The sequence below is a fragment of the Nocardioides sp. LHD-245 genome (assembly GCF_030929495.1).
Taxonomy (GTDB): domain Bacteria; phylum Actinomycetota; class Actinomycetes; order Propionibacteriales; family Nocardioidaceae; genus Nocardioides.
This window is the reverse complement of sequence record NZ_JAVFWN010000007.1, coordinates 223,591-243,699: the sequence shown is the minus strand read 5'-3', so window position 1 is coordinate 243,699 and position 20,109 is coordinate 223,591. Positions and strand designations below refer to the sequence as shown.

General features: G+C 73.3%; 19 protein-coding genes. 5 read left to right on the top strand and 14 right to left on the bottom strand.

The window, feature by feature from the left end; all coding sequences use genetic code 11:
• Positions 1-64: 64 nt before the first annotated feature.
• The gene (locus RB608_RS13300) at positions 65-1,345 is read left to right on the top strand and encodes a helix-turn-helix domain-containing protein (protein ID WP_308088433.1); all 1,281 of its coding nucleotides are present in this window, start codon (positions 65-67) and stop codon (positions 1,343-1,345) included.
• A gap of 102 nt (positions 1,346-1,447) precedes the next feature.
• Complete coding sequence (locus RB608_RS13295) at positions 1,448-2,866, top strand: NAD(P)/FAD-dependent oxidoreductase (RefSeq protein ID WP_308088432.1); 1,419 nt, start codon at positions 1,448-1,450, stop codon at positions 2,864-2,866.
• A gap of 7 nt (positions 2,867-2,873) precedes the next feature.
• On the opposite strand, the gene RB608_RS13290 is transcribed toward RB608_RS13295, so the two are convergent.
• From RB608_RS13290 to RB608_RS13235, 12 genes are read right to left on the bottom strand one after another with little or no spacing between them, the layout of a single operon-like run.
• Positions 2,874-3,095: a hypothetical protein gene (locus RB608_RS13290; protein WP_308088431.1), complete on the bottom strand. Its 222-nt coding sequence runs from the start codon at positions 3,093-3,095 to the stop codon at positions 2,874-2,876.
• Positions 3,092-4,135, bottom strand: a complete 1,044-nt coding sequence (locus RB608_RS13285; protein WP_308088430.1) for a peptidyl-prolyl cis-trans isomerase — start codon at positions 4,133-4,135, stop codon at positions 3,092-3,094. The genes RB608_RS13290 and RB608_RS13285 overlap by 4 nt, the downstream gene beginning before the upstream one ends.
• 22 nt (positions 4,136-4,157) lie before the next feature.
• Entirely contained in the window at positions 4,158-6,470 is a 2,313-nt protein-coding gene (locus RB608_RS13280; RefSeq protein ID WP_308088429.1) for an RND transporter, read from the bottom strand.
• A complete protein-coding gene (locus RB608_RS13275) occupies positions 6,467-7,756 on the bottom strand; it encodes an MlaD family protein (protein ID WP_308088428.1) in 1,290 nt (429 codons plus the stop codon). Before RB608_RS13275 ends, RB608_RS13280 begins: the two co-directional genes overlap by 4 nt.
• On the bottom strand, positions 7,753-8,973 hold the full coding sequence (locus RB608_RS13270) for an MlaD family protein (RefSeq protein ID WP_308088427.1): 1,221 nt from the start codon (positions 8,971-8,973) through the stop codon (positions 7,753-7,755). Before RB608_RS13270 ends, RB608_RS13275 begins: the two co-directional genes overlap by 4 nt.
• Positions 8,970-10,277 (bottom strand): MlaD family protein, encoded by a 1,308-nt coding sequence (locus RB608_RS13265; protein WP_308088426.1) that lies wholly within the window; start codon positions 10,275-10,277, stop codon positions 8,970-8,972. Before RB608_RS13265 ends, RB608_RS13270 begins: the two co-directional genes overlap by 4 nt.
• 5 nt (positions 10,278-10,282) lie before the next feature.
• Positions 10,283-11,518, bottom strand: a complete 1,236-nt coding sequence (locus RB608_RS13260) for an MlaD family protein (protein ID WP_308088425.1) — start codon at positions 11,516-11,518, stop codon at positions 10,283-10,285.
• Positions 11,515-12,951 (bottom strand): MlaD family protein, encoded by a 1,437-nt coding sequence (locus RB608_RS13255; RefSeq protein WP_308088424.1) that lies wholly within the window; start codon positions 12,949-12,951, stop codon positions 11,515-11,517. Before RB608_RS13255 ends, RB608_RS13260 begins: the two co-directional genes overlap by 4 nt.
• A complete protein-coding gene (locus RB608_RS13250; protein WP_308088423.1) occupies positions 12,948-14,177 on the bottom strand; it encodes an MlaD family protein in 1,230 nt (409 codons plus the stop codon). Before RB608_RS13250 ends, RB608_RS13255 begins: the two co-directional genes overlap by 4 nt.
• Positions 14,177-14,986, bottom strand: coding sequence for an ABC transporter ATP-binding protein (locus RB608_RS13245; RefSeq protein WP_308088422.1), 810 nt, complete (start codon positions 14,984-14,986; stop codon positions 14,177-14,179). The genes RB608_RS13250 and RB608_RS13245 overlap by 1 nt, the downstream gene beginning before the upstream one ends.
• Before the next feature lie 9 nt (positions 14,987-14,995).
• A complete protein-coding gene (locus RB608_RS13240) occupies positions 14,996-15,859 on the bottom strand; it encodes an ABC transporter permease (protein ID WP_308088421.1) in 864 nt (287 codons plus the stop codon).
• An 11-nt stretch (positions 15,860-15,870) separates the two neighbouring features.
• A complete protein-coding gene (locus RB608_RS13235) occupies positions 15,871-16,686 on the bottom strand; it encodes an ABC transporter permease (RefSeq protein ID WP_308088420.1) in 816 nt (271 codons plus the stop codon).
• Between the two features lie 238 nt (positions 16,687-16,924).
• On the opposite strand from RB608_RS13235, the gene RB608_RS13230 reads away from it, so the two are divergent.
• From RB608_RS13230 to RB608_RS13220, 3 genes are read left to right on the top strand one after another with little or no spacing between them, the layout of a single operon-like run.
• Complete coding sequence (locus RB608_RS13230) at positions 16,925-17,308, top strand: hypothetical protein (RefSeq protein WP_308088418.1); 384 nt, start codon at positions 16,925-16,927, stop codon at positions 17,306-17,308.
• A 17-nt stretch (positions 17,309-17,325) separates the two neighbouring features.
• Positions 17,326-18,639 carry a deoxyribodipyrimidine photo-lyase gene (locus RB608_RS13225; RefSeq protein WP_308088417.1) on the top strand — a complete coding sequence of 438 codons (1,314 nt, stop codon included), beginning with the start codon at positions 17,326-17,328 and terminating at the stop codon, positions 18,637-18,639.
• Positions 18,636-19,256 carry a serine aminopeptidase domain-containing protein gene (locus tag RB608_RS13220; RefSeq protein ID WP_308088416.1) on the top strand — a complete coding sequence of 207 codons (621 nt, stop codon included), beginning with the start codon at positions 18,636-18,638 and terminating at the stop codon, positions 19,254-19,256. The genes RB608_RS13225 and RB608_RS13220 overlap by 4 nt, the downstream gene beginning before the upstream one ends.
• 76 nt (positions 19,257-19,332) lie before the next feature.
• On the opposite strand, the gene RB608_RS13215 is transcribed toward RB608_RS13220, so the two are convergent.
• Both RB608_RS13215 and RB608_RS13210 read right to left on the bottom strand, forming a co-directional pair.
• Complete coding sequence (locus RB608_RS13215) at positions 19,333-19,593, bottom strand: metal-sensitive transcriptional regulator (RefSeq protein ID WP_308088415.1); 261 nt, start codon at positions 19,591-19,593, stop codon at positions 19,333-19,335.
• Entirely contained in the window at positions 19,590-20,018 is a 429-nt protein-coding gene (locus RB608_RS13210) for a DUF302 domain-containing protein (RefSeq protein WP_308088414.1), read from the bottom strand. The genes RB608_RS13215 and RB608_RS13210 overlap by 4 nt, the downstream gene beginning before the upstream one ends.
• Positions 20,019-20,109 lie beyond the last annotated feature (91 nt).

The window sequence follows — 20,109 nt, the reverse complement described above, 5'->3', positions numbered from 1 at the left end:
TCCGGCATCGCTCGTGACGGCGGCACAGTGACGTCGGTCACATCGCGTCTGGGACACTCGCCCCATGGCTGATGCTCCCACGGAAGGCCAGGCGGCCGATCTGGTCCAGACCGTCGCCACCACCCTGCACGCCCGGATCACGGACCTCGCGAGCAGCATGCGCGACCGGCTGTCGTCGCGGATCGAGGAGCTCGAGGGCGAGGCGGCGATCTTCGACCTGCTCTACGCGAGCATCGAGGGCAACATCGAGAACATCCTGTACGCGCTGCGCCACGACATCCCCGTCGCCAACATCGAGCCGCCCTCGGCGGCCTACGAGTACGCCCGGCGGCTGGCCCAGCGGGGCGTCTCGGTGAGCGCGCTGGTGCGCGCCTACCGGCTCGGCCAGCAGCACCTGCTGGAGATGACCTTCGCCGAGTGCGACCGGCTCGACGCCCCGCTGGACGCGCGGGCCGCTGCGTACGAGCGCATCGTGGCCGTCACCTTCGACTACATCGACTGGATCTCCCAGGGCGTCGTCACGGTCTACGAGACCGAGCGGGAGCGGTGGCTGGCCGAGCGCAGCAGCGCGCGGGTGAGCCAGATCGAGGAGCTGATCGCCGGCACGCCGGTCGACATCGACGCCGCGGAGAGGGTGCTCGGCTACCGGCTGCGCGTGCCGCACCTGGGAGCGGTCATGTGGGTCGACGAGACCGGCGCCCAGGAGGACCAGCTCTCGCGGTTCAACCGCGCGGCCACGGGGATCGCCGACCTGCTCGGCTCCACCCGCGCGCCGTTGGTGATCCCCCGCGACCGGGCCACGGCCTGGACCTGGTTCTCGGTGGCCGAGGACGTCGAGATCGACCTCGGCGGCATCCGCGCGCTGCTCACCAAGGCGGGTGGGCCACCGGTCCCCAATCTCGCCCTCGGCCTGGCGGCGTCCGGCGTCGGCGGCTTCCGCCGCACCCACCGCGAGGCGCTGCACGCCCAGCAGGTCGCCATGGTCGGCGACGACCCGCACCGCGGGGTGACCAGCTTCGACGAGCCCGGCCTCAAGGTCGCCGCGCTCCTCGCCCACGACCTCGACACGGCCCGGACCTGGGTGCAGGAGACGCTCGGCGACCTGGCCCTCGACGACGAGCAGCACGAGCGGCTGCGGCACACCCTGCTGCTGTTCTTCCAGAACGACAGCAGCTACACGGCGACCGCGGAAGCGATGCTCATGCACAAGAACTCCGTGAAGTACCGCATCGCGTCGGCCGAGAAGTCGCTGGGCAGCTCGATCAGCTCGGACCGGCAGGCCATCGAGCTCGCCCTCACCGCCTGTCACTGGCTGGGCCGCGCGGTGCTGGTCGGCGCCGCCTGACCGTCCGCTCCCGGCTCGTTGTGCACCGGGACCAAAGGGCCCGGGCAAGTCCATCCCCCCGGGCCATGGGGATCCGGCCCGCGGACGCCGTACCGTCGAACCATGACGGACGTCCTCGTGGTCGGCAGCGGGCCCAACGGCCTGGCCGCCGCGCTGACCCTCGCCCGCGCCGGCGCCCAGGTGACCGTGCTCGAGGCACAGGACGAGATCGGCGGCGGGACCCGTACCGTCCAGCCGTTCGGCGAGGGGATCCTGGTCGACCACTGCGCGGCGTTCCACCCGATGGCGCTCCGGTCCCCCGCGCTCGACGGACTCGACCGCTACGGCCTGCGGTGGGCCTGGCCCCAGATCGACGCCGCCCATCCCCTCGACGACGCGGCCCCCGCGCTGCTGCACCGCTCGGTCGAGGCGACCGCGGCCGGTCTGGGGGCCGACGCCCGGCGCTGGCGGATGCTCTTCGGCGGACCCTCCCGGACCTACGACCGGCTCGCCGCCGACATCCTCGGACCCGTCGTCCACCTGCCCCGGCACCCGTTCCTGATGGGCCGGTTCGGCGCGCCGACCGTGCTGCCGGCCGCACTGCTGGCCCGCGTCTTCCGCACCGAGCGGGCCCGCGCGCTCTTCCTCGGCACCACCGCCCACGCCATGCGTCCGCTCACCGAGGTCGTCTCCTCCGCCATCGGCATGGGCATCCTCACCGCGGGCCACCACGACGGCTGGCCGGTGGTCGTCGGCGGCACCCAGGCCCTGACCGATGCCATGGCCAAGGCCCTGGCCGATCTCGGCGGCAAGATCGAGACCGGCGTGGAGGTCACGGCGATCGACCAGCTGCCGCCCGCCGACGCCGTCCTACTCAACCTCGGGCCGGCAGCGGTCCTGCGCCTGTGCGGCGACCGCCTGCCCGCCGGCACGCGCCGCGCCTACCGCCGACACCGTCCCGGTCCGGGCGCCTACAAGGTCGACCTCGCCGTCGAGCGGGGCGTGCCCTGGCGCGATGCCGAGCTCGGCCGCGCCGGCACCCTGCACCTCGGCGGCGGCCCGGCCGAGATCATCGCCAACGAGCGCGCCGTCGCGTCCGGCCGGATGCCGGAGCGCCCGTTCGTGCTGCTCGGCCAGCAGTACGTCGCCGACCCGTCCCGCTCCCGCGGCGACGTCCACCCCGTCTACAGCTATGCCCATGTCCCCGCCGGCTACGACGGCGACGCCACCGATGCGGTCATCGCACAGATCGAGCGCTTCGCCCCCGGTCTCCGGGAGCGGATCGTCGGCGTCCACGTCACCCGCCCCGGACAGTTCGCCGCCGGCAACGCCAACTATGTCGGCGGTGACATCCTCACCGGTGCCAAGTCCCCCGCCGTCCTCCTGCTCGGGCCGCGCCCGGGCCGGAACCCCTACCGGACCGGCGCCCGTGGCGTCTACCTCTGCTCGGCCGCCGCCCCTCCGGGGCCCGGCGCCCACGGCATGGCCGGCTACCAGGCGGCCCGGCTCGCCATCCGGGACCTGCGCCTGGGCGGATCCTGATCGCCCGTCAGCGGGTCGCGATCAGGAAGAACGCGGCCAGGCCGAGCACCGCGGCGACGACGTAGCAGGTGACCGCGCCGCGCCGCAGCACGGCGATCCGCTGCTCGCGCTCCTCGCCCTGGATCGTGTCCACCACGAGGGTGTCCGCGTGGGAGCGGCCCCAGGTGCCGAGGACGACGAGCCCGCAGGCGATCGCCAGGCAGGTCAGGGCGTCGAGCATCGAGGTCACGGCCGGGGCTCCGTCCCGGCGACGGCGGACTGATCCCAGGCGGTCACGTCGTAGGGGTCCTTCGGCCGGTACGCCGCCCGGTAGCGGATGTCGGCGGCCTTGATCCGCTCGGCCAGCCAGGCGCTCCAGGTCGCCTCCGTCCGCTCCCCCGTCACCTGCCGGCGCAGGTCCGCGCGGACGGCGGCGAAGGTGGCGGGCACCGCGGGCAGGACCTCGACGACGACACCGACGTTCCAGCCCTGACTGCCCTGGACCGGCCCGTACGCCGACCCGGCCGGGGTGGCGAAGACCGCCTCGCCGACCTCGGGCAGGAGGTCGGCCCGGGCGACCGCCCCGAGGTCGCCGCCGGCGTCGCGGGTGGCGCCGTCGATGCTCGCGCGGCGGGCGATCCGCCCCGGGTCCGCGCCGGCGTCGAGCCGATCGCGGATCTCGCGCGCCGCCTGCTCGTCGGCCACGACCACGTTGCGCACGCGACGGCGATCCGGAGTGCCGAGCCGGTCCCGGCGCTGCTCGAACTCGGTCCGCAGCTCCGCCCGTGACACCGTGACGTCACCGGCGATCGCGGCCAGCAGCTCGCGCAACGCGATCTGTCGCCGCACCTCCGCGCGCACCACCTTCTCCGAGGTGCTGACATTGCCGAGCGAGGCGACGAAGGCGGCCCGGTCGCCCTGGAACCGCTGGTCGATGAAGCCGCCGAGGGTCTGGTCGACGGTGGCGTCCGGCACCTCGATACCGGCCTCGGCCACCGCCCGGTCGAGCACGATCCCGATCGCCATCGACTTCGCCGCCTGGCGCCGGAAGGAGGCGCGCGCGTCACCGGCGCTGGGCTCCTCGACCCCGTACAGGGCCCGCAGGGAGTCGTTGCGCGCGTCGAGCTCGGCGACCGTCACGACTCGGTCGCCGATGACGAAGGCCGCGTCGTCGGGCAGGTCGTCGCTCCACGGTCGCCACACCGATGCCGCGGCGACCAGAGCGACCGCGAGCGCCACCCCGACCTGGACCCGGCGGTGGCCCAGCCACCTCGTCCCCGTCATGCCCATCGTGACCACCTCGTGTCCTCCCTCATCCGACGACCTCCAGAACGCGCGCCGGTCGCGGTGCCGCGGGGAGCGCCGTGGTCGCGGCGCGCCCGGCGGGCAGCAGGGCCGTCACGAGCAGGCGCGAGACAGCCAGCGAGGCGCCGACGGTCAGGGACAGCAACAGCCCGAAGTCCCGGATCACGCCGAGCTGCGAGAGCGCGAGCACGACGTACCCGGTGCCCGACGCGGCCGCGGCGAGGTCGACGGCACGGGTCATCCGTCGATCGCCGGTCCGCCGGGCGTGGGCCAGCAGCACCGTGAACTCGCAGGCGACGGCCGCGGTCAGCGACCCGAGGCCGGCCGTCATCGGGCTCAGGGTGGCGCCGGCGACCACGAGCCCGAGCGCCACCAGGCCGGACGCCGTCGCCGCCGAGAGCACCGCGACCAGGGCGACCCGGCGCTCCCGCAGCACCAGCAGCAGCACCAGGCCGGCGGCGACCACACCGAGCGCGGACGCCAACACCCGGTCCTGGCGCAGGGCGTCGTGCGCCGACACCGCGACCATCGGCAACCCGGCGACCTCGACGTCGACGCCCGGCGGCGCGGTCGCGGCGAGCTCGGCCAGGTAGCTCCGCAGGGTCGAGAGCCGACCGACGTCGTCGAGGTCGACGCCGTAGCTCATGATCGCCAGGTCCCGCTCCGGCGTGACGACGCTGGAGGCGAGATACGGCGGCAGCAGGCGGACCGCGGCGTCGACCTGGGTGTCTCCGGGCGTGGCGCCGAGGAAGGCCAGCAGGTCCGGTGGCGAGAGGATCGGGCTGAGCGCGTCCCCGTGGTCGGCGACCAGCCGCTGCCGGGCGCCGTCCATCCACGCGAGGGAATCGGCGTCGAGGACGTCGGTGCCGCGGACCAGGAGGACGACCTCGCCCGAGGTGCCCACGACGCGCTGCACGTGCTGCGCGTCGTCGTAGCGCTGCAACCCGTCGGCGAGCGAGTTGAGGTCCGCGCGCAGGTCGAGAGTGGGGAACAGCACCCAGCCGGAAGTCGCGGCGGCCACGAGCGCCAGCACCGCCGCGCCTCGGGCCCGACGGCCCGCGCCCGGGACGCCCGGGTCAGCCGGCTCGCCCGGGCGGGCCGGGGCGGTCGGCGGGCTGTCGTCGCGCAGCCGTGGCAGGAGCCGCTGCAGGCCGAGCGAGACGAGCACGGTGACCACCAGCCCGACGGCCAGGCTGACGCCCAACTCGGCGACGGCGGGCACCGGGGCGACGAGCAGCGCGGCGAAGCCGGCCGCGGAGGCGAGGGCCGCCGCCACGACGGTCCGGGTGCCGGCGCCGCGGTGGAGATAGGTCATGAAGTCCGAGCCGATGCCCAGCAGCACCGGCAGGAAGGCGACCGCGGTCAGCGGCAACGGACGTCCGGTCCAGCCGGCGAGGGAGAGCACGGCGGTGGTGCCGAGCAGGGTCGCGCCGAGGGGCAGCAGCCGGAGCCGGCGCCGGGTCCAGCCGGTCAGCAGGAACCACGCACCGACGGCGAGCACCGCGACGCCACCGAGCAGCGGGATCTCGTGCCGGATCTGCTCCCCGAGGGACGCCACGACCGCCGGCACACCGGAGACCGTGACCCTCCGCGTGGTGTCGGCGCGGCCGACGCCGCTCGCCTCGACCGTCGCCTGGACGGCGCCGACCAGCCGCTCGGTCGCGCTCTGGCTGAGCGAGGCCCGCGGGCGGACCAGCACGACGACGGCGTCGGGACGGGGTACCAGGAAGTCCCACTGGGGTCGGGGGTCGCCCTCGGCGTTGAACACCACCCGGTCGATGAAGGCCTGGTTGTGCAGGGTCGGCAGGCCGCCGGGCATCCCCTGCGCGAGCAGGGCGGTGTAGCGCTCGTCGAAGTCCCGGGTCGCGGCGCGTCCGGCCGTCTCGACCGCCGCCGCGCCCGCGCCCCGCTGCGTCGCCTCGCGCTCGGCGCGCGAGCGCAGGGCGTCGCGGTAGCCGCTGAGCTCGGCGAGCAGGTCCTGGGCCTGGCCGGCGATCTGGTTGAGCACGGTGCCGGGGCCGTAGACCTTCGCGACGTCCGGGAGCCGTGCGAGCTCGCCCTCCAGCCGGAGCAGGTCGGGCATCCGCTCCTTGGCGAGGAGACCGCCCGGAGCCGTCGACTCGAGCAGTACCACGACCGGGTCTCCGCCGAACTCCTCGGCCGCGGCGGCCGTCGCCGCGAGCGTGCGGTCGCCGCGGGGCACGAAGTCGTCGACCCCCGTCTCCACCCGCACCCGGCCGACGCCGACGAGGAGCAGGGCGAGCACGCCCAGCGCCGCCGCCGCGGCGGCCAGGGTCCGCAGGCTCGGTGCGCCGGTCAAGGAATCGGGTCTTCCTCGATCTCGGGGTACTTCCCGGTGAACTCGGCAGGGTTGTCGTGCTGGCCCGGGTCCGGGTACGGGTTGTACATCGTCGTGGGGCTCAACGGCACCGCCAGGTTCGCGGAGTTGGGGGTGAGCACCGGCATCACCCGGGCGATCGGCCCGTTGCGGTCGCCGCTCTTGACGAAGCCGATGAAGTTCGACCAGTACGACACGATGTCGCGGCCGTAGGGCGACATGTAGGCGAGCATCGGGTTGAGGTCGGCGAGGTTCACCTGGAGGGTCCCCAGCAGCGGCGCGGCGGCCTCCCGCAGGGGCGAGAGCCGGGTGAGCGAGGCGGGCGCCCGGTCCAGTGTCGTATCGAGGGCCGGCAGCAGGCCGCGCAGGTCGCGGGTGGTCGCGGGCAGCTCGACGAGGGCGGCGCTGAGGTCGGGCGCGGCACCACGCAGGTGGTGCGCGACGGTCGCGAGGGGCGCGGAGAGGTCCTCCAGGCTCCCGCCGGCCCGCTCGGTCGACACGAGCAGCGGTGGGAGGGCGCGCATCAGCGCCTCGACGTCCTCCTCGTGTCCGGCCGTGACGGCGGTGAGGGTCTGTGCGTCGCGGGTGAGGTCGGCGATCCGGCCCTGCTGGACGTCGAGCGCGTCGAGCACCCGGGTCGAGGTGGCCAGCAGCGACGTCAGGTCCTCCGACTGGGCGGCCAGCGCGTCGAGGGCGCCGGCGTGGTCGCCGAGGTCGCCGAGCCCGGTCAGCAGGGCGTCCACCTGCCCCTGGGTGTCGGCCGTGGCGGCGCCACCGGACCGGATCAGCCGCGAGAGGTCCTGGCGGGTGGGCTCGTCGAGGCTGGACAGCACGTCGTTGAGCTGGACGCTCCCCCGGCCGGCGGCCTCGGGCAGCGTCGCGCCGTCGTCGTACGCCGCTCCGGTGCCGTCGATGATCTCGAGATAGGTCTCCTCGATCATCGTCTTGTTGCGGACGGTGATCGTGGCGCCCTCGTGCAGCGGGACGGCGGCGTCGTCGAGCTCGAGAGTGACCATCGCCCGGGGGCCTTGGACGTCGATCCCCTCGATCTGCCCCACCTCGACGCCGGCGATCCGCACGTCGGACTGGAAGACCAGGTTGTCGACGTCGGCGAACGGGATCGTGACCTGGTAGCCGGCCCGCGAGAGCAGGGGCAGCCTGCCGCCCGCCTGCAGCCACAGGAAGCTGAAGATCGTGGTGCACAGCGCGAGGAACGCGAGCACCGTCGCGCCCCGCAGCCTCGGGACGACCGCGTGCGGGATTCTCATGGCAGGAGACCTCCCAGGGTCTCGGGCGACACCGTGAACAGGCCGCGCAGGATGCCGCGGTTGGCGTCGCGGAGGCTGGCGACGGAGTTGGTGTTGTAGACGAACGCGGCGACGTCGTCGAGGTGGGTGACCAGGTCGGCGGTGAGCGGCTGCGCATCGGCGCTGAGCGGTCGCAGATCACCGGCGACGCGGCGTACGTCGGGCGCCGCGGCGCGCAGGTCGCCGACCACGGGCCGGGCGTGCTCGAGGACCGGGCCGGCCTTCTTCACGAACGCGTCGAGCTCGTCGATGCTGCTGTCGAAGCTCTTCAGCGCCCCGGGCAGCTCGTCGCTGGCGGCCCGGACGTCGGCCAGGGTCGGGTCGAGCTGGTCGGCGAGGGCGCTGACGCTGCGGGTGGTGGCGCGCAGGTCCGCGGACAGCTCGGGGAGCTGGGCGAGGGTGCCGTCGAGGCCCTCCCGGCCCCCGGCCAGCGTGCTCAGCGTCTCGCCGAGCGAGGTCGCCATCCGCTGCAGCCGCGCGTCGTTCTGGCCGGCGGCCGCGGAGACCCGGGCGAGTGCGTGGACCAGCCGGGCCAGGTTCTCGCGCCGGGTCTCCAGGCGACGGATGACGGGCTGCAGGTCCTGGAGCAGCAGGTCCGCCTGCTCCAGCCCGGCCGGGAGCGTGGCGGGAGCGTTCACGAGCGCCACGTCGGACTCCGCGAACAGGCTGCTCAGCGCGTCCTGCGTGTGGCTGTCGAGGTTCGCCAGCACGTCGTCGACCTGCACCGGCGACACCGTCTGCCCCAGCGGGATCGTGTCGCCGTCGCCCAGCACCGGCGCGTCCGCGGTGCCGGGGCTGATCTCGACGTACATGTCGTTGAGCGGGCTCTTCGGCCGCAGCAGGAGCCGGGCGTCCTCGTGCACCTCCTGGCCGGAGTCGATCCGCAGCTCCAGACGCGCCTGTCCGTCCGGCCCGACCTCCGCGGAGCGGATGTCGCCGACCTGGACGCCCGCGATGCGCACCTCCTGGCCGTTGCCGGGGCTCACGCCCGCGGCCTCGTCGACGACGGCGTAGACGGTGTACCTGTCCTCCCACGGCGGATTGAACCGCTGGTGCGCCAGGAAGTAGCCGGCGACGGCGGTGCCGAGCGCGACGAGCACGCCGACGGCGATCAGGTTCTTGCCGAGGCCCGGCTCGCTGCGGGCCCGCTCCCAGAAGCGGCGTAGGCGGCGGCTCATCGGTCCGCCCCCGACATGCCGCCCGACGTGCCACCGGTGAGCAGCTGCTCCAGGCTGATCGGCAGTCCCGCCAGCGAGGCAGGTCCGACGCCGGGGAGGAAGGAGATCATCGAGCCGTTGGCGTCCATCATGTTGGCCTGGGCGAGGTTGGAGAACATGTAGGCGGTCTCCTTGTAGAGCGGGCGATCGGCGCCGCCCTTGGCGTAGGGCCCGGTCCCGTGCCAGGGCGTCATCAGCTGCCCGAGGATCGGCCCGTTGACCCGGTCGAGCACCGCGCCGTTGACGTTGCGCACCGTCGTGTCGAGGTCGCGGCTGATCGGCAGCAGGTCGCCGACGAGGGGCCGGGCGTCCTGCAGCACCTCTCGCAGGTCGGCCACGACCGGCCGGGCCCGGGCCAGGACCGGGTCGGCGTCGTCGAGCAGGGTGGCCAGTTCGCGCACGGCCGGGCGGACCGGGTCCGCGGTGGCCTCAAGCGAGTCGAGGACGCCGTCGAGCCGGTCGAGCAGGACGGTGGTGTCGTCGAGGGTGCCCGGCATGGTGCGGGACACGTCGGCCAGGTCCTGGCGGCGCTCGGCCAGCACCGACGACGTCGTCGCCAGGTCGTCGACGAGGCGGGCCAGCCGGACGTTCTCGGAGGAGAGCACGGTGGAGACGTTCTCGCCGCCCGCGACCAGCGCGGCCAGGTCCTCCTCCGGCGCGGTGCCGCGCAGGCCGCGCAGCACCGCCTCGGTCGAGACCAGCGTCCGCGGGCTCGACCTCAGCAGGCGGCGCAGCGCCGTACGGCCGCGCTGGTCGAGCGACTCGTCGAGGGCCGCGGTGCCGGTGCGCACGCCCTGGCGAGCGTCGGCCGGGAAGGCCCGGGCGACGCCGTCGAGCTCGACCGGCAGCTGCGTGCGGTCGACCGGGATCACCCCGGCGAAGGCGCCCTTGCGGCCGCCGGGCAGCAGCTCGAGGTAGTAGTTGCCGCCGAGCAGGGTGGCCGGCCGGATCCGGGCGGAGGGTGCGCTGCCCAGCGCGTCGACGACGTCGTCGTCGACCTTGACCTCGACGGTGGTCACGTCCCCGTCCCGCTCGACGGAGCGGACCACGCCGACGTCGACGCCGGACAGCTTGACGTCCGAGATCGCCGTGCGCAGGCGGTGCGCCTCGCGGAACTGGATCTCGACGGTCTCGCCGGGGCGCAGCGCCGCGGCCAGCTGTGCCTTCTGGAACAGCAGCGCGGCCGCGACCAGCGCCAGGGCGACGAAGATCTTGCCCAGCTGCAGGGTGGTCAGGCCGCGACGGGCCCGGGTCGTCGTACGCATGCCGGTCACCAGGTCTCTCCGGGCTCGGGATAGGGATCACGGTCGACCAAGAGCGGCAGGCCCGCGTTCTCGGGCGCGGGGAGCAGCAGGATCCGCAGCCAGTGGCCGGCCCGGTCGCCGTGCGACAGCGACGCCGAGGCGCCCGTGTAGTACTGCGAGATGTCGCCGGCGTAATCGCCCAGGACGCTCGCCAGGGGGGCCGCCGTCGAGCCCGTCCTGACCAGCTGCGCGGCCAGCGGCCGGGCGTCGGCGACGAGACCGTCGAGCGCCCGGACACCCGGAACCGCGGCGTCGTTCACCCCCGGCACCTTCGCCACGGGGGTGACGCCCTCCCGCAGGAAGGCCCGTAGGTCGGGCGTCGCCCGGCCCAGGGCGACGGCACCCGGGCGGACCTCGCGCATCGCGACGGCCAGGTCGGCGAGCGGCGCGTCGAGGGCGCGGAGCGCGGAGTCGGCGGTGTCGAGGGTCTGCGGCGCCTGGTCGAGGGAGGCCCGCACGGGGGTGGCACCGTCCACCGCGAACGCGTCGACGGTCACCGCCATCTGGTCCATGAGCGCGGCCAGCTCGTCGTCCCGGGCGGCCAGCCGCCCGGTGAGCCGGTCGGCCGAGACGAGCATCCGCTCCAGCGGCGTGCCGTCGCCGGCCGCCAGGGCTCCCGAGACGGCGCCGGTGTCCTCGAGGATGCCCGGGGCGTGGCGGAGGAAGCCGTGCAGGTCCTCGCCGTGGGCGGCCAGGCCACCGCCGAGGTTCTTCAGCGTCGCCGACGCGCTCGCCCGGGTCTGCTCGTCGAAGACGTCGAGCAGCTCGTTGACGTCCTCGGCCCGGACCGTCTGGTCGGCGGGGATCACGGCGCCGTCGCGCAGCGGGCCGGTCGACGGGTCGCCCGGGTCGAGGGTGACGAACTTCTGGCCCAGGCCGGAGCGGTCCGAGATCCGGGCGGCCCGGGCGTCGTCGTACAGCGGGGTGTCGGGGTCGTCGAGCTGGACGACCGCGATCGCCTGACCGTCGTCGAGCTCGAGGGCGTCGACATAGCCCAACCGGCTGCCGGCGATCCGGACGTCGTCGCCGGTGTTGAGACCGCTCAGGTCGTCGAAGGCGATCCGGACCTCCTTGCGCTCGGCGAGAGGCATGCCGTGGGTGGCGTTGAGACCGAAGACCACGGCGGTCGCGAAGAGCGCGACCACGATCGTGCCGATGCCCAGCGGGCTCCGCAGCCAGCCGACGAGTGGGTTCCGTGTCATGAGAGACCTCCGAGAAGCATGCCGAGCAGACCCTTCTCCTGGTCCGCGGTCAGGCCGGTGGCGCTGCCGTCGCTGCCCGGCTGGAGCAGGCCGGTCAGCAGGCCGGTGAGTCCCTCGAGGACGCCGTCGACGCCACCGGCCACGCCGTTCGGCACGCCGGCCGGTCCGGAGCCGCCCTGCGGACCGCTCCCCGGCTTGCCGCCGGCCTGCTTGCTGCCGGCCGCCGGGTCGCCCGCGGGGCCGGACGGGGCCTTCGGCAGCAGCCCGGTCAGCATGTCCGGGTCGACGACCGCACCCACCCGGAAGTAGTGCGAGAGGCCGTCGCGGCCATTGGTCGTCAACGCCCAGAACCGGATCCAGTCGAACAGCTTGTCCCGGTTGCCCGTCAGCCGGTCGGCCACCTTCTCGACGCCGGAGGTCGACCTGGCCAGGCCCGGTGCCGCGGCCTCCAGGTCGGCGGCGACGGGCGCGGCGGCGCGGAGCAGCGCGTCCGCCTCGTCGAGGACGGGCTGCGAGGTCGCGAGCGCGGGGTCCAGGACGTCGGAGAACGCACGCAGCTCCTGCGACAGCTGCGGCAGCTTGTCGGTGAGCGGACGCAGCTCGGCCAGCGTGGGTGCGGTGTCGTCGGCGGCGCTGCGCACGTTCCCGAGCGTCGAGCGCAGCACGGCCAGGGTGCCCGGCAGGCGGTCGAGTGTCCGCTCGAGCTTCGCCTGCCGTTCCCGCACCGCGGCGAGGACCTGCTCGGAGGAAGCGACCAGCTGGTCCATCGCCTCGCCGTCCCGGGTCGCCAGCGCACCGGCCACCGGCTCGAACTGGTCGATCAGGCGCACGAGCAACTCGTTGTGCTGGTCCAGGACGGCGGCCAGGGCACGGGTGTCCTTCAGGCTCGGGGCGAGCGCCGCGAGCGTCCGGCCGACATTGCCGCCGTTGCCCTGGATCCCCTCGCCGAGGGTGGTCACCAGGGCCCGGAGCCCCGCGCCGGTCGGGTCGTCGACGGTGTTGAGCACCTCGTCGAGCCCGACGGAGGTCGCGGTCTGCTCGACCGGGATCACCGTGCCGTCGACCAGCGGCGGAGCGTCGGTGGTGCCGCGGTCGAGGTCGACGTACCGCTCGCCGAGGAGGCTCACCGGGCGGATCGTGAGCCGCGCGTCCTGGTGCAGCGGTCCGGCCTCGTCGTCGAGGTCGAGCGCGACCTCGGCCACGCCGTCCACCACCTCGAGGGACTCCACGGTGCCGACCACGACCCCGTCGACCTTGACCTCGTTGCCCTCCACGAGCGGGGCGGCCGAGACGAACCGGGCGCGGAGCAGGTCTGCGGGGTCGTCGTCGCCCACGATGCTCGACACCACCACGATGCCGCCCGCGATCAGGGCCGCCACCACGCCGGCACGGCCGACGTCCTTCAGCGCCCCACCGTTGCCGGGGTGACTCATCGCATCTCGCTTCCGTCGGCGTCGGTCCAGGGCTGGCCGACCGGCTCGCCGGGCTCGGGCGTGAGGTTCTGGGTGACCCCGGGACCGGGCCGGCTGCTGGGGATGACCGCCTCGGTGCCGGTCTGGATGTGGAACCGGACGTAGTGGCCGTTGCTGTCCTTGTTGCCGCCGGCCGATCCCCAGTTCGTGGCCCAGCCGACGATCTCGGGCGTGTAGGGCCGCAGGAAGTCGATCGCCGGCGTCAGGCCGATCAGCGCCGTGTCGGCGGACGGGAGAGTCGCCGTACTGACGTCCAGCAGGGCCGGAGTGATGCCGAGCAGCTCCGACAGCGCGACCAGGGTGGGCTGCAGGTCGGCGACGGTCGGGCGGAGGTCCTGCAGGAGCGGGCGCAGGTTCTTCGCGACCGGCTTCAGGCTCTTGGTCGCCGGTGCCAGGTCCGCCAGCAACGGCAGGGTCTCCTCGACCGTGCCCGGCACCCGGTCCAGGGTGCGGGTGGCGCTGCTCAGCACCGGTGGCAGCCTGTCGAGCGTCTCCCCCAGTCCGCGCTGCTGCTGGGCGACCGCGTTCGTCGCCGACGCCAGGGAGGTGACGACCCGCTCCAGGCTCTCGCCGCGTGAGCCGAGGATCCCCATCGTCTCGTCGAGCTGCTGCATGATCTGGCGGATCGCCTCACCGTCGGTGCCGACCCCGCGCAGCACGGCGCCGAGTTGCTCGACGGCCGGCCCGGCCGCGGTCAGGCTGTCCCGGGCGTCGCCCTCGCGACCGCGCAGCGTGCCCTCCAGCCGCGTGACCAGCGACGCCAGGTGGGTCCGGGTCGGCTCGTCGAGCGCGGAGAGCACCGCGTCCAGCTCCACCGGCTCCCGTTGGACACCGGCGAGCAGTGCGCCATCGGGCAGCTCGGCGTTCTTCTCGTCGCCGTCGACCACCCGGACCAGCCGTTCACCGAGCGCCGCCTTCCACACGACCTCGACGCTCGCTCCGTCGTGCAGCGGGCCGAACTCGTCGTCGAGCGAGAGGGAGACCAGGGCCCGGCCGTCCTGGACCTCGATGTCGGTGACGCTGCCGGCCTCGTAGCCGTCGTACATCACCGAGCTGCCGACGAACAGGTTCCCCGCGTTCGGCAGCACCGCGCGGACGGCGTACCCGTCGCCCTTCTCCAGCGCCACCGCGCCGCCTCCGACGAGGGCGGCGGCGAGCACGCCGGCGACGATCGCACTCCGCTCCATCAGTCCATCCCCAGCGGGCCGACGGAGTCGCCGGCCAGGAACTGCCGCACGAACGGGTTGTCGGAGTCGAAGGCGGCGTCGGCCTCGCTGTAGTGGATGCACTTGCCCTTCCAGACGACGCCGACGTAGTCGCTCACCTTGCGTGCGGTCGCCATGTCGTGGGTGACCACCATGTAGGTGCCCTTGTGCCGCTCGTGCATCTCGAGGATCACGTCGTTGAGGAGGCTGGTGCGGACCGGGTCGAGGCCCGAGTCCGGCTCGTCGAACATGACGATGTCGGGATCGAGGATCAGCGCCCGGGCGAAGCCGGCGCGCTTGCGCATGCCGCCGGACACCTCGCTGGGCAGCTTCGCCGCGGCACCCTCCAGGCCGACCTCCTGGAGCCGGTCCATGACGAGGTCGCGGATCTCGTGCTCCGTCATGTCGGTGTGCTTGCGCAGCGGGAAGCAGACGTTGTCGAAGATGTTCATCGAGCCGAACAGCGCGCCGTCCTGGAAGAGGACGCCGAACCGCTTGCGCAGCTCGTAGCGCTCCTGCTTGCTGATCTTCCAGATGTCCTGGCCGAAGATCAGCACCTCCCCCTCGTCCGGCTCCAGCAGGCCGACCAGGTGCTTGATGAGCACACTCTTGCCGGTGCCCGACGGTCCGAGGATCGTCGTGATGGCGTTGTCGACGAAGTTGAGGTTCATCCCGGTCAAGATGTCGTAGGGCCCGAAGCTCTTGTGGACGTTGCGGACCTCCATCGAGTGCTGGTCGCCGGGCAGGTCGGGACCGCGGTGGGCGGCACCCGTGGGAGCAAGGGTGGTCATGCGATGTCCTTAGTTGCCGATGGGCGCGTTGGGTGAGAGGCCCCAGAAGAGCTGGGTCCCGAGGGCGCCGATCAGGTGGATGAGCACCATGTTGAGGACCATGGATCTGGCGGTGTTCTTGCCGACCTCGACGGATCCGCCTCTCACCGTGTAGCCGTAGTAGCAGGCGACGAACACGATCGCGGTCCCCATCGCCATGCCCTTGGACAGCGAGAAGAGGAAGTCCATCGGGTTCTGGTAGAGCCAGAAGACGTACATGTGGCCGCCGGGTGAGACGCCGCCGACGTAGTAGACCGTCACGAGGATCTCGCCGAGCGACATCATGCCGAGGCTGACGGCGTACAGGAACGGCATGGACAGCCAGGCCGCGACGATCCGGGTGCCGACGAGGTAGCTGCGCGAGTCGACGCCCATCACCTCGAGGGCGTCGACCTCCTCCGCGATCCGCATCGAGCCGATCTCGGCGACCAGGCCACAGCCGATCTTCGCCGCGAGGATGTAGCCCCACATGTAGGGCACGAGCTCGCGGACCGCGCACCAGGCGTTGAAGATGCCGGAGTAGATCGGCGCTCCGACCTGCTTGAGCGTGTAGATCGCCTCGGTGCCGCACATCGTCCCCATGACGAACTGCATCGCCCAGATGATCAGCGCGCTCGACAGCACCAGGATGCCGGCCTGTCGCACGATCTCGGTCCAGTGCACCCGGACCTCGGGCAGGCTGCGCGTGACCTGCCACGAGAAGCGCAGGATCTCGCCGCCCGTGGTCAGCGCGGCCCGGACCGAGCCCATCGCGCTGGCCACGGACAGCTCGCTGTCGCTGGGGGTCGGCGCGCTCGGCCGGGTGCCGGCGTCGCGGTCGGGAGTCGTCGTCACGTCGCGCCGCCCTACTTGAAGACCTGGATCTCGGGATTGAGCCCGAGCAGGATGTTGGTGAAGACGACGTTGACGACCCAGATCAGCGCGAAGGCGATGACGACGGCCTGGTTGACGGCCCGGCCGACGCCGATCGCACCGCCCTTCGCGTACATGCCCTTGTAGCAGCAGACGACGCCGATGATCAGGCCGAAGAGCGTGGTCTTCACGACGCTGCCCCAGATGTCCGGCGTGGTGAGGTTCGCGAACAGGCTGTTGTAGAACGCCCACGGATTCGCGCCGAGCAGCGGTACGGCGGCGATGAACCCGCCGAGGAGGCCGAAGCACAGTGCGACGATGTCGAGCAGGCCGGTGATCAGCGTGCAGGCGACGATCCGCGGCAGGGCGAGCGCCCGCACCGGGTCGACGCCGAGCACCTCCATGGCGTCGATCTCGTCCCGGATCCGCCGGGCTCCGAGGTCGGCGGTGATCGCCGAGCCGACCACGCCCGCGACGACCATCGCGTTCACCCACGGCGCGAACTCGCGGATGCTGGCCATGATGAAGAACGAGCCGAGCCGCTCCGGCATCCCGAAGAGGGCGTAGATGTTGCCGCCCTGCAGGCCTGGGGCGCCGAGACCGAAGAAGGTGCACGACACCGCCATCGGGATCCAGCACTGCTTGAGGATCAGGAACATCTGGTCGACGGTGTCGCGCCCGTAGTCCCAGGGTCCCCGGATCGCCATCCAGGTCACCGTGCCGCCGAGCCTGGTCATCTCGCCGAGCTCGGACACGCCGGCTGCCAGGCTGCCCGGCCGGGGCGCAGCCCTGCGTGTGGAAGTCCCCATGACATTCCCCATGAATCGTCACCGCCTGCTTCGGGTGGGAGTCCGGTCAACCTCTCAGCGTTGCGTGGGGAGCGTCATAGTCGTGGGCCACAAAATCCGCAGGGGTCTTTGTCGGTGGTGGGCAAGGCCCCCTCGGAGACCCGGCGCGCCCGGTTGTCGGCGACGACCAAAGTGCGCGGGAGTCCTTGTGCGCGGGCGTGATACCGGGGCCCGGCGGGCGCGACCTAGCGTGGGCGGCGTGCCTCCCACCGCCGCTACCGCCACGTCCACGGGCCGGATCGACGTACCCGGTGCCGTCCGGGGGGCCTCGACCGGCTTCAGCGTGCTGATCCTCGGCGGATTGCTCGCCCCCTTCCTCACGCTCGCCTCGACGGCGCTCGCCGCGGGCTGGCTCGCCGCGGTCGCGATCGTCGCCTTCGCGGTCGCGGCCCGGCACAGCCGGCGCGCCGGCAGCCCCGGCCTGCACGGCGCGGTGGCGGCTCTGATCGCCTATGCACTGGTGCTGCCGCTCATCCTGCCGTTCGAGCAGGGCCGGGAGCCGCTGCAGATCGCACTGACAGTGCTCACCGCGCTGGTCGTCGGCTCGCTCGCCGGCACCGTGTTCGCCCGTCGCGCCCACTGACCTGCCAGCATGGCGGGGTGAGTTCGAGCATCCTGTGGTTCCGGCGGGACCTGCGGCTCGGCGACCACCCGGCGCTGCTGGCCGCCGCCGCGGACGGCGCGGTGCTGCCGCTGTTCGTGCTCGACCCCGCGCTGTGGGGACCGGCCGGTGACGTCCGGCGGGCCTACCTGCTGCGGACCCTGCGAGCGCTCGACGCCGACCTGCGACAGCACGGCCGCGGCCTCGTGGTCCGGTCGGGGCGGCCGGAGTCGGTCGTGCCCGCGGTGGCCGCGGAGACCGGTGGCCGCGCGGTCCACGTCAGCGCCGACTTCGGCCCGTACGGCGCCGCACGCGACGAGCGGGTCGCCGTAGCTCTCGGTGAGGTTCCGCTGGTGCGGACCGGCTCGCCGTACGCCGTCGCGCCCGGGCGGGTGCTGACCCGCGACGGACGGCCCTACCAGGTCTTCACGCCCTTCCACCGTGCGTGGATCGACCACGGCTGGCGCGCGCCGGCCGACTCCGACCCGGCCGCCGTGGCGTGGGCGGGCGCGCCGTCCGACGACCTCCCTCCCGAGCCGGACCTGCGGGACGTCGACCTGCCCGAGGCGGGCGAGGCGGCGGCGCTCGCCCGCTGGGAGGCCTGGCGCGGGACGCCGTACGACGACGTGCGGGACCGCCCCGACCTCGACGCCACCTCCCGGCTCTCCCCCGACCTGCGCTGGGGGACGATCCACCCACGCACGGTGCTCGCGGGCATCGATGCCGACGATCCGCACACAGCCACCTTCCGCAAGGAGCTGGCGTGGCGGGAGTTCTACGCCCACGTGCTGCACCACTGGCCGGACTCGGCGCGTGCGTACTTCCGGCCCGAGCTGCGCGACCTGCCCTATGTCACCGGCGCCGAGCTGGACCGCCGCCTGGACGCGTGGGCGCGGGGCCGCACCGGCTACCCGATCGTGGACGCCGGGATGCGCCAGCTGCTCGCCGAGGGCTGGATGCACAACCGGGTGCGGATGATCGTCGCGTCCTTCCTGGTCAAGGACCTGCACGTCGAGTGGCAGCACGGCGCCCGCCACTTCATGGCCCACCTCGTCGACGGGGACCTCGCGAGCAACCAGCACAACTGGCAGTGGGTCGCGGGCTGCGGCACCGACGCGGCGCCGTACTTCCGGATCTTCAACCCGACTACCCAGGGCCGGAGGTTCGACCCGGACGGCAGCTACGTGCGCCGTTGGGTGCCCGAGCTCGCCGACCCGACGCTCGGCGCCTACCCCGAGCCGATCGTCGACCACGCCGAGCAGCGCGCGGCGACGCTGGAGGCCTACCAGCTGCTCAGGAGGCACGGCCGATGACCACTCCGTCGTTCACGGACAGCTGGGTTCCCGATCGGGCCCGGGCGATCGCACTGGTGCTGCACGGCGGTGCCGAGCACGGCACCGACCCGGTCGACGCGCGCAGCCTGTCGTGGCGTCGCGGCCGGGCGCTGGCCCGGCACCTCGCCGCGGTCGTGACCCACGACGATGTCGGCGTCCTGCTGCTCCGCTACCAGGTCAAGGGCTGGAACGCCGCCGGCGGCGAGATCCCCGCCCCCGTGGCCGACGCCCGCTGGGCCCTCGACGAGATCGCCCGCACCCACGACCTCCCGGTCGCCGTCCTCGGGCACTCGATGGGCGCCCGCACGGGCGTCGCCGTCGCCGATCACCCGTCCGTGCGGGGCGTGGTCGCCCTCGCCCCCTGGCTGCCGCCCGGCGACCCGGTCGCCCCGCTCGCCGGCAAGGTGCTGCGCGCCGCGCACGGACGCCTGGACCGGATCACCTCGTCGCGCGCCACCCGCGCCTACGTCGCCCGGGCCGCCGACGTCGCCGACGCCGAGTTCACCGACATGGGCGCGGTCGGGCACTATCTGCTGCGGCGGGTCCCGCTGTGGAACGCGTACGCCGCCGCGGGGGTCCGCGAGGTGCTGGCCTGACGCAGCGGTTCACCTACCGAGTTCGTCGTCATCCGGGCCGGTCGACGACGAATTCGGTAGGTGAACCGCACCCACCTCAGGCCAGCGCCAGGAAGAGCTTCTCCATCTTCTTGGCGTCGACGCTGTCGGGACCGCCTTCCACGAGGCACTTCTGCAGCCCGGCGGCGACCAGCGCGTAGCCGCCCCGGCCGACGGCCTTGTTGACGGCCGCGAGCTGCATCAGGGCGTCCTCGCACTCGGCGCCGTCCTCGAGCATCCGGATCACCGACGCGAGGTGACCGTTGGCCCGCTTGAGGCGGGTGATGATCGCCTTGATCTCCTCAGGCTCCAGCTTCATGCGGTCGCTCCCGTCTCTCCGGTCGGCGCGGTCAGGGCCTCCATCATCCCGGTCAGGCGGGCGCGGGCGTCCGCGGCCACCTCGGCCAGCTCGGGATCGGGCACCAGGGACGCCAGCAGCCCGGGATCCATCACGTCGACGCGGGTGCGGCCCTCCCCCGCGTCCGCGACCACCACATTGCACGGCATCAGCGCGGCGACGCGCGGCTCGACCTCCAGGGCGCGGTGCGCGAGCTGGGGCCGGCAGGCGCCCAGGATCAGCTGCGCCGGCACCTCCACCCCCAGCCTGGCCCGGAGCGTGGCCCGGATGTCGATCTCGGTGAGTACGCCGAACCCGGCGTCACCGAGCAGGTCGCGGATCCGCGCCACCGTGTCGTCGTACGACGCCGCGAGGGTGGTGCTCAGCGTGAAGTCGGTCGTGTCCATCGGGCTCTCCTTGTCGATTCGTTATCCCCCCTGGGGGATCTGCTACGGTCTTCAGCATAACCCCCCGGGGGGATAATCTGGAAAGGAGGCG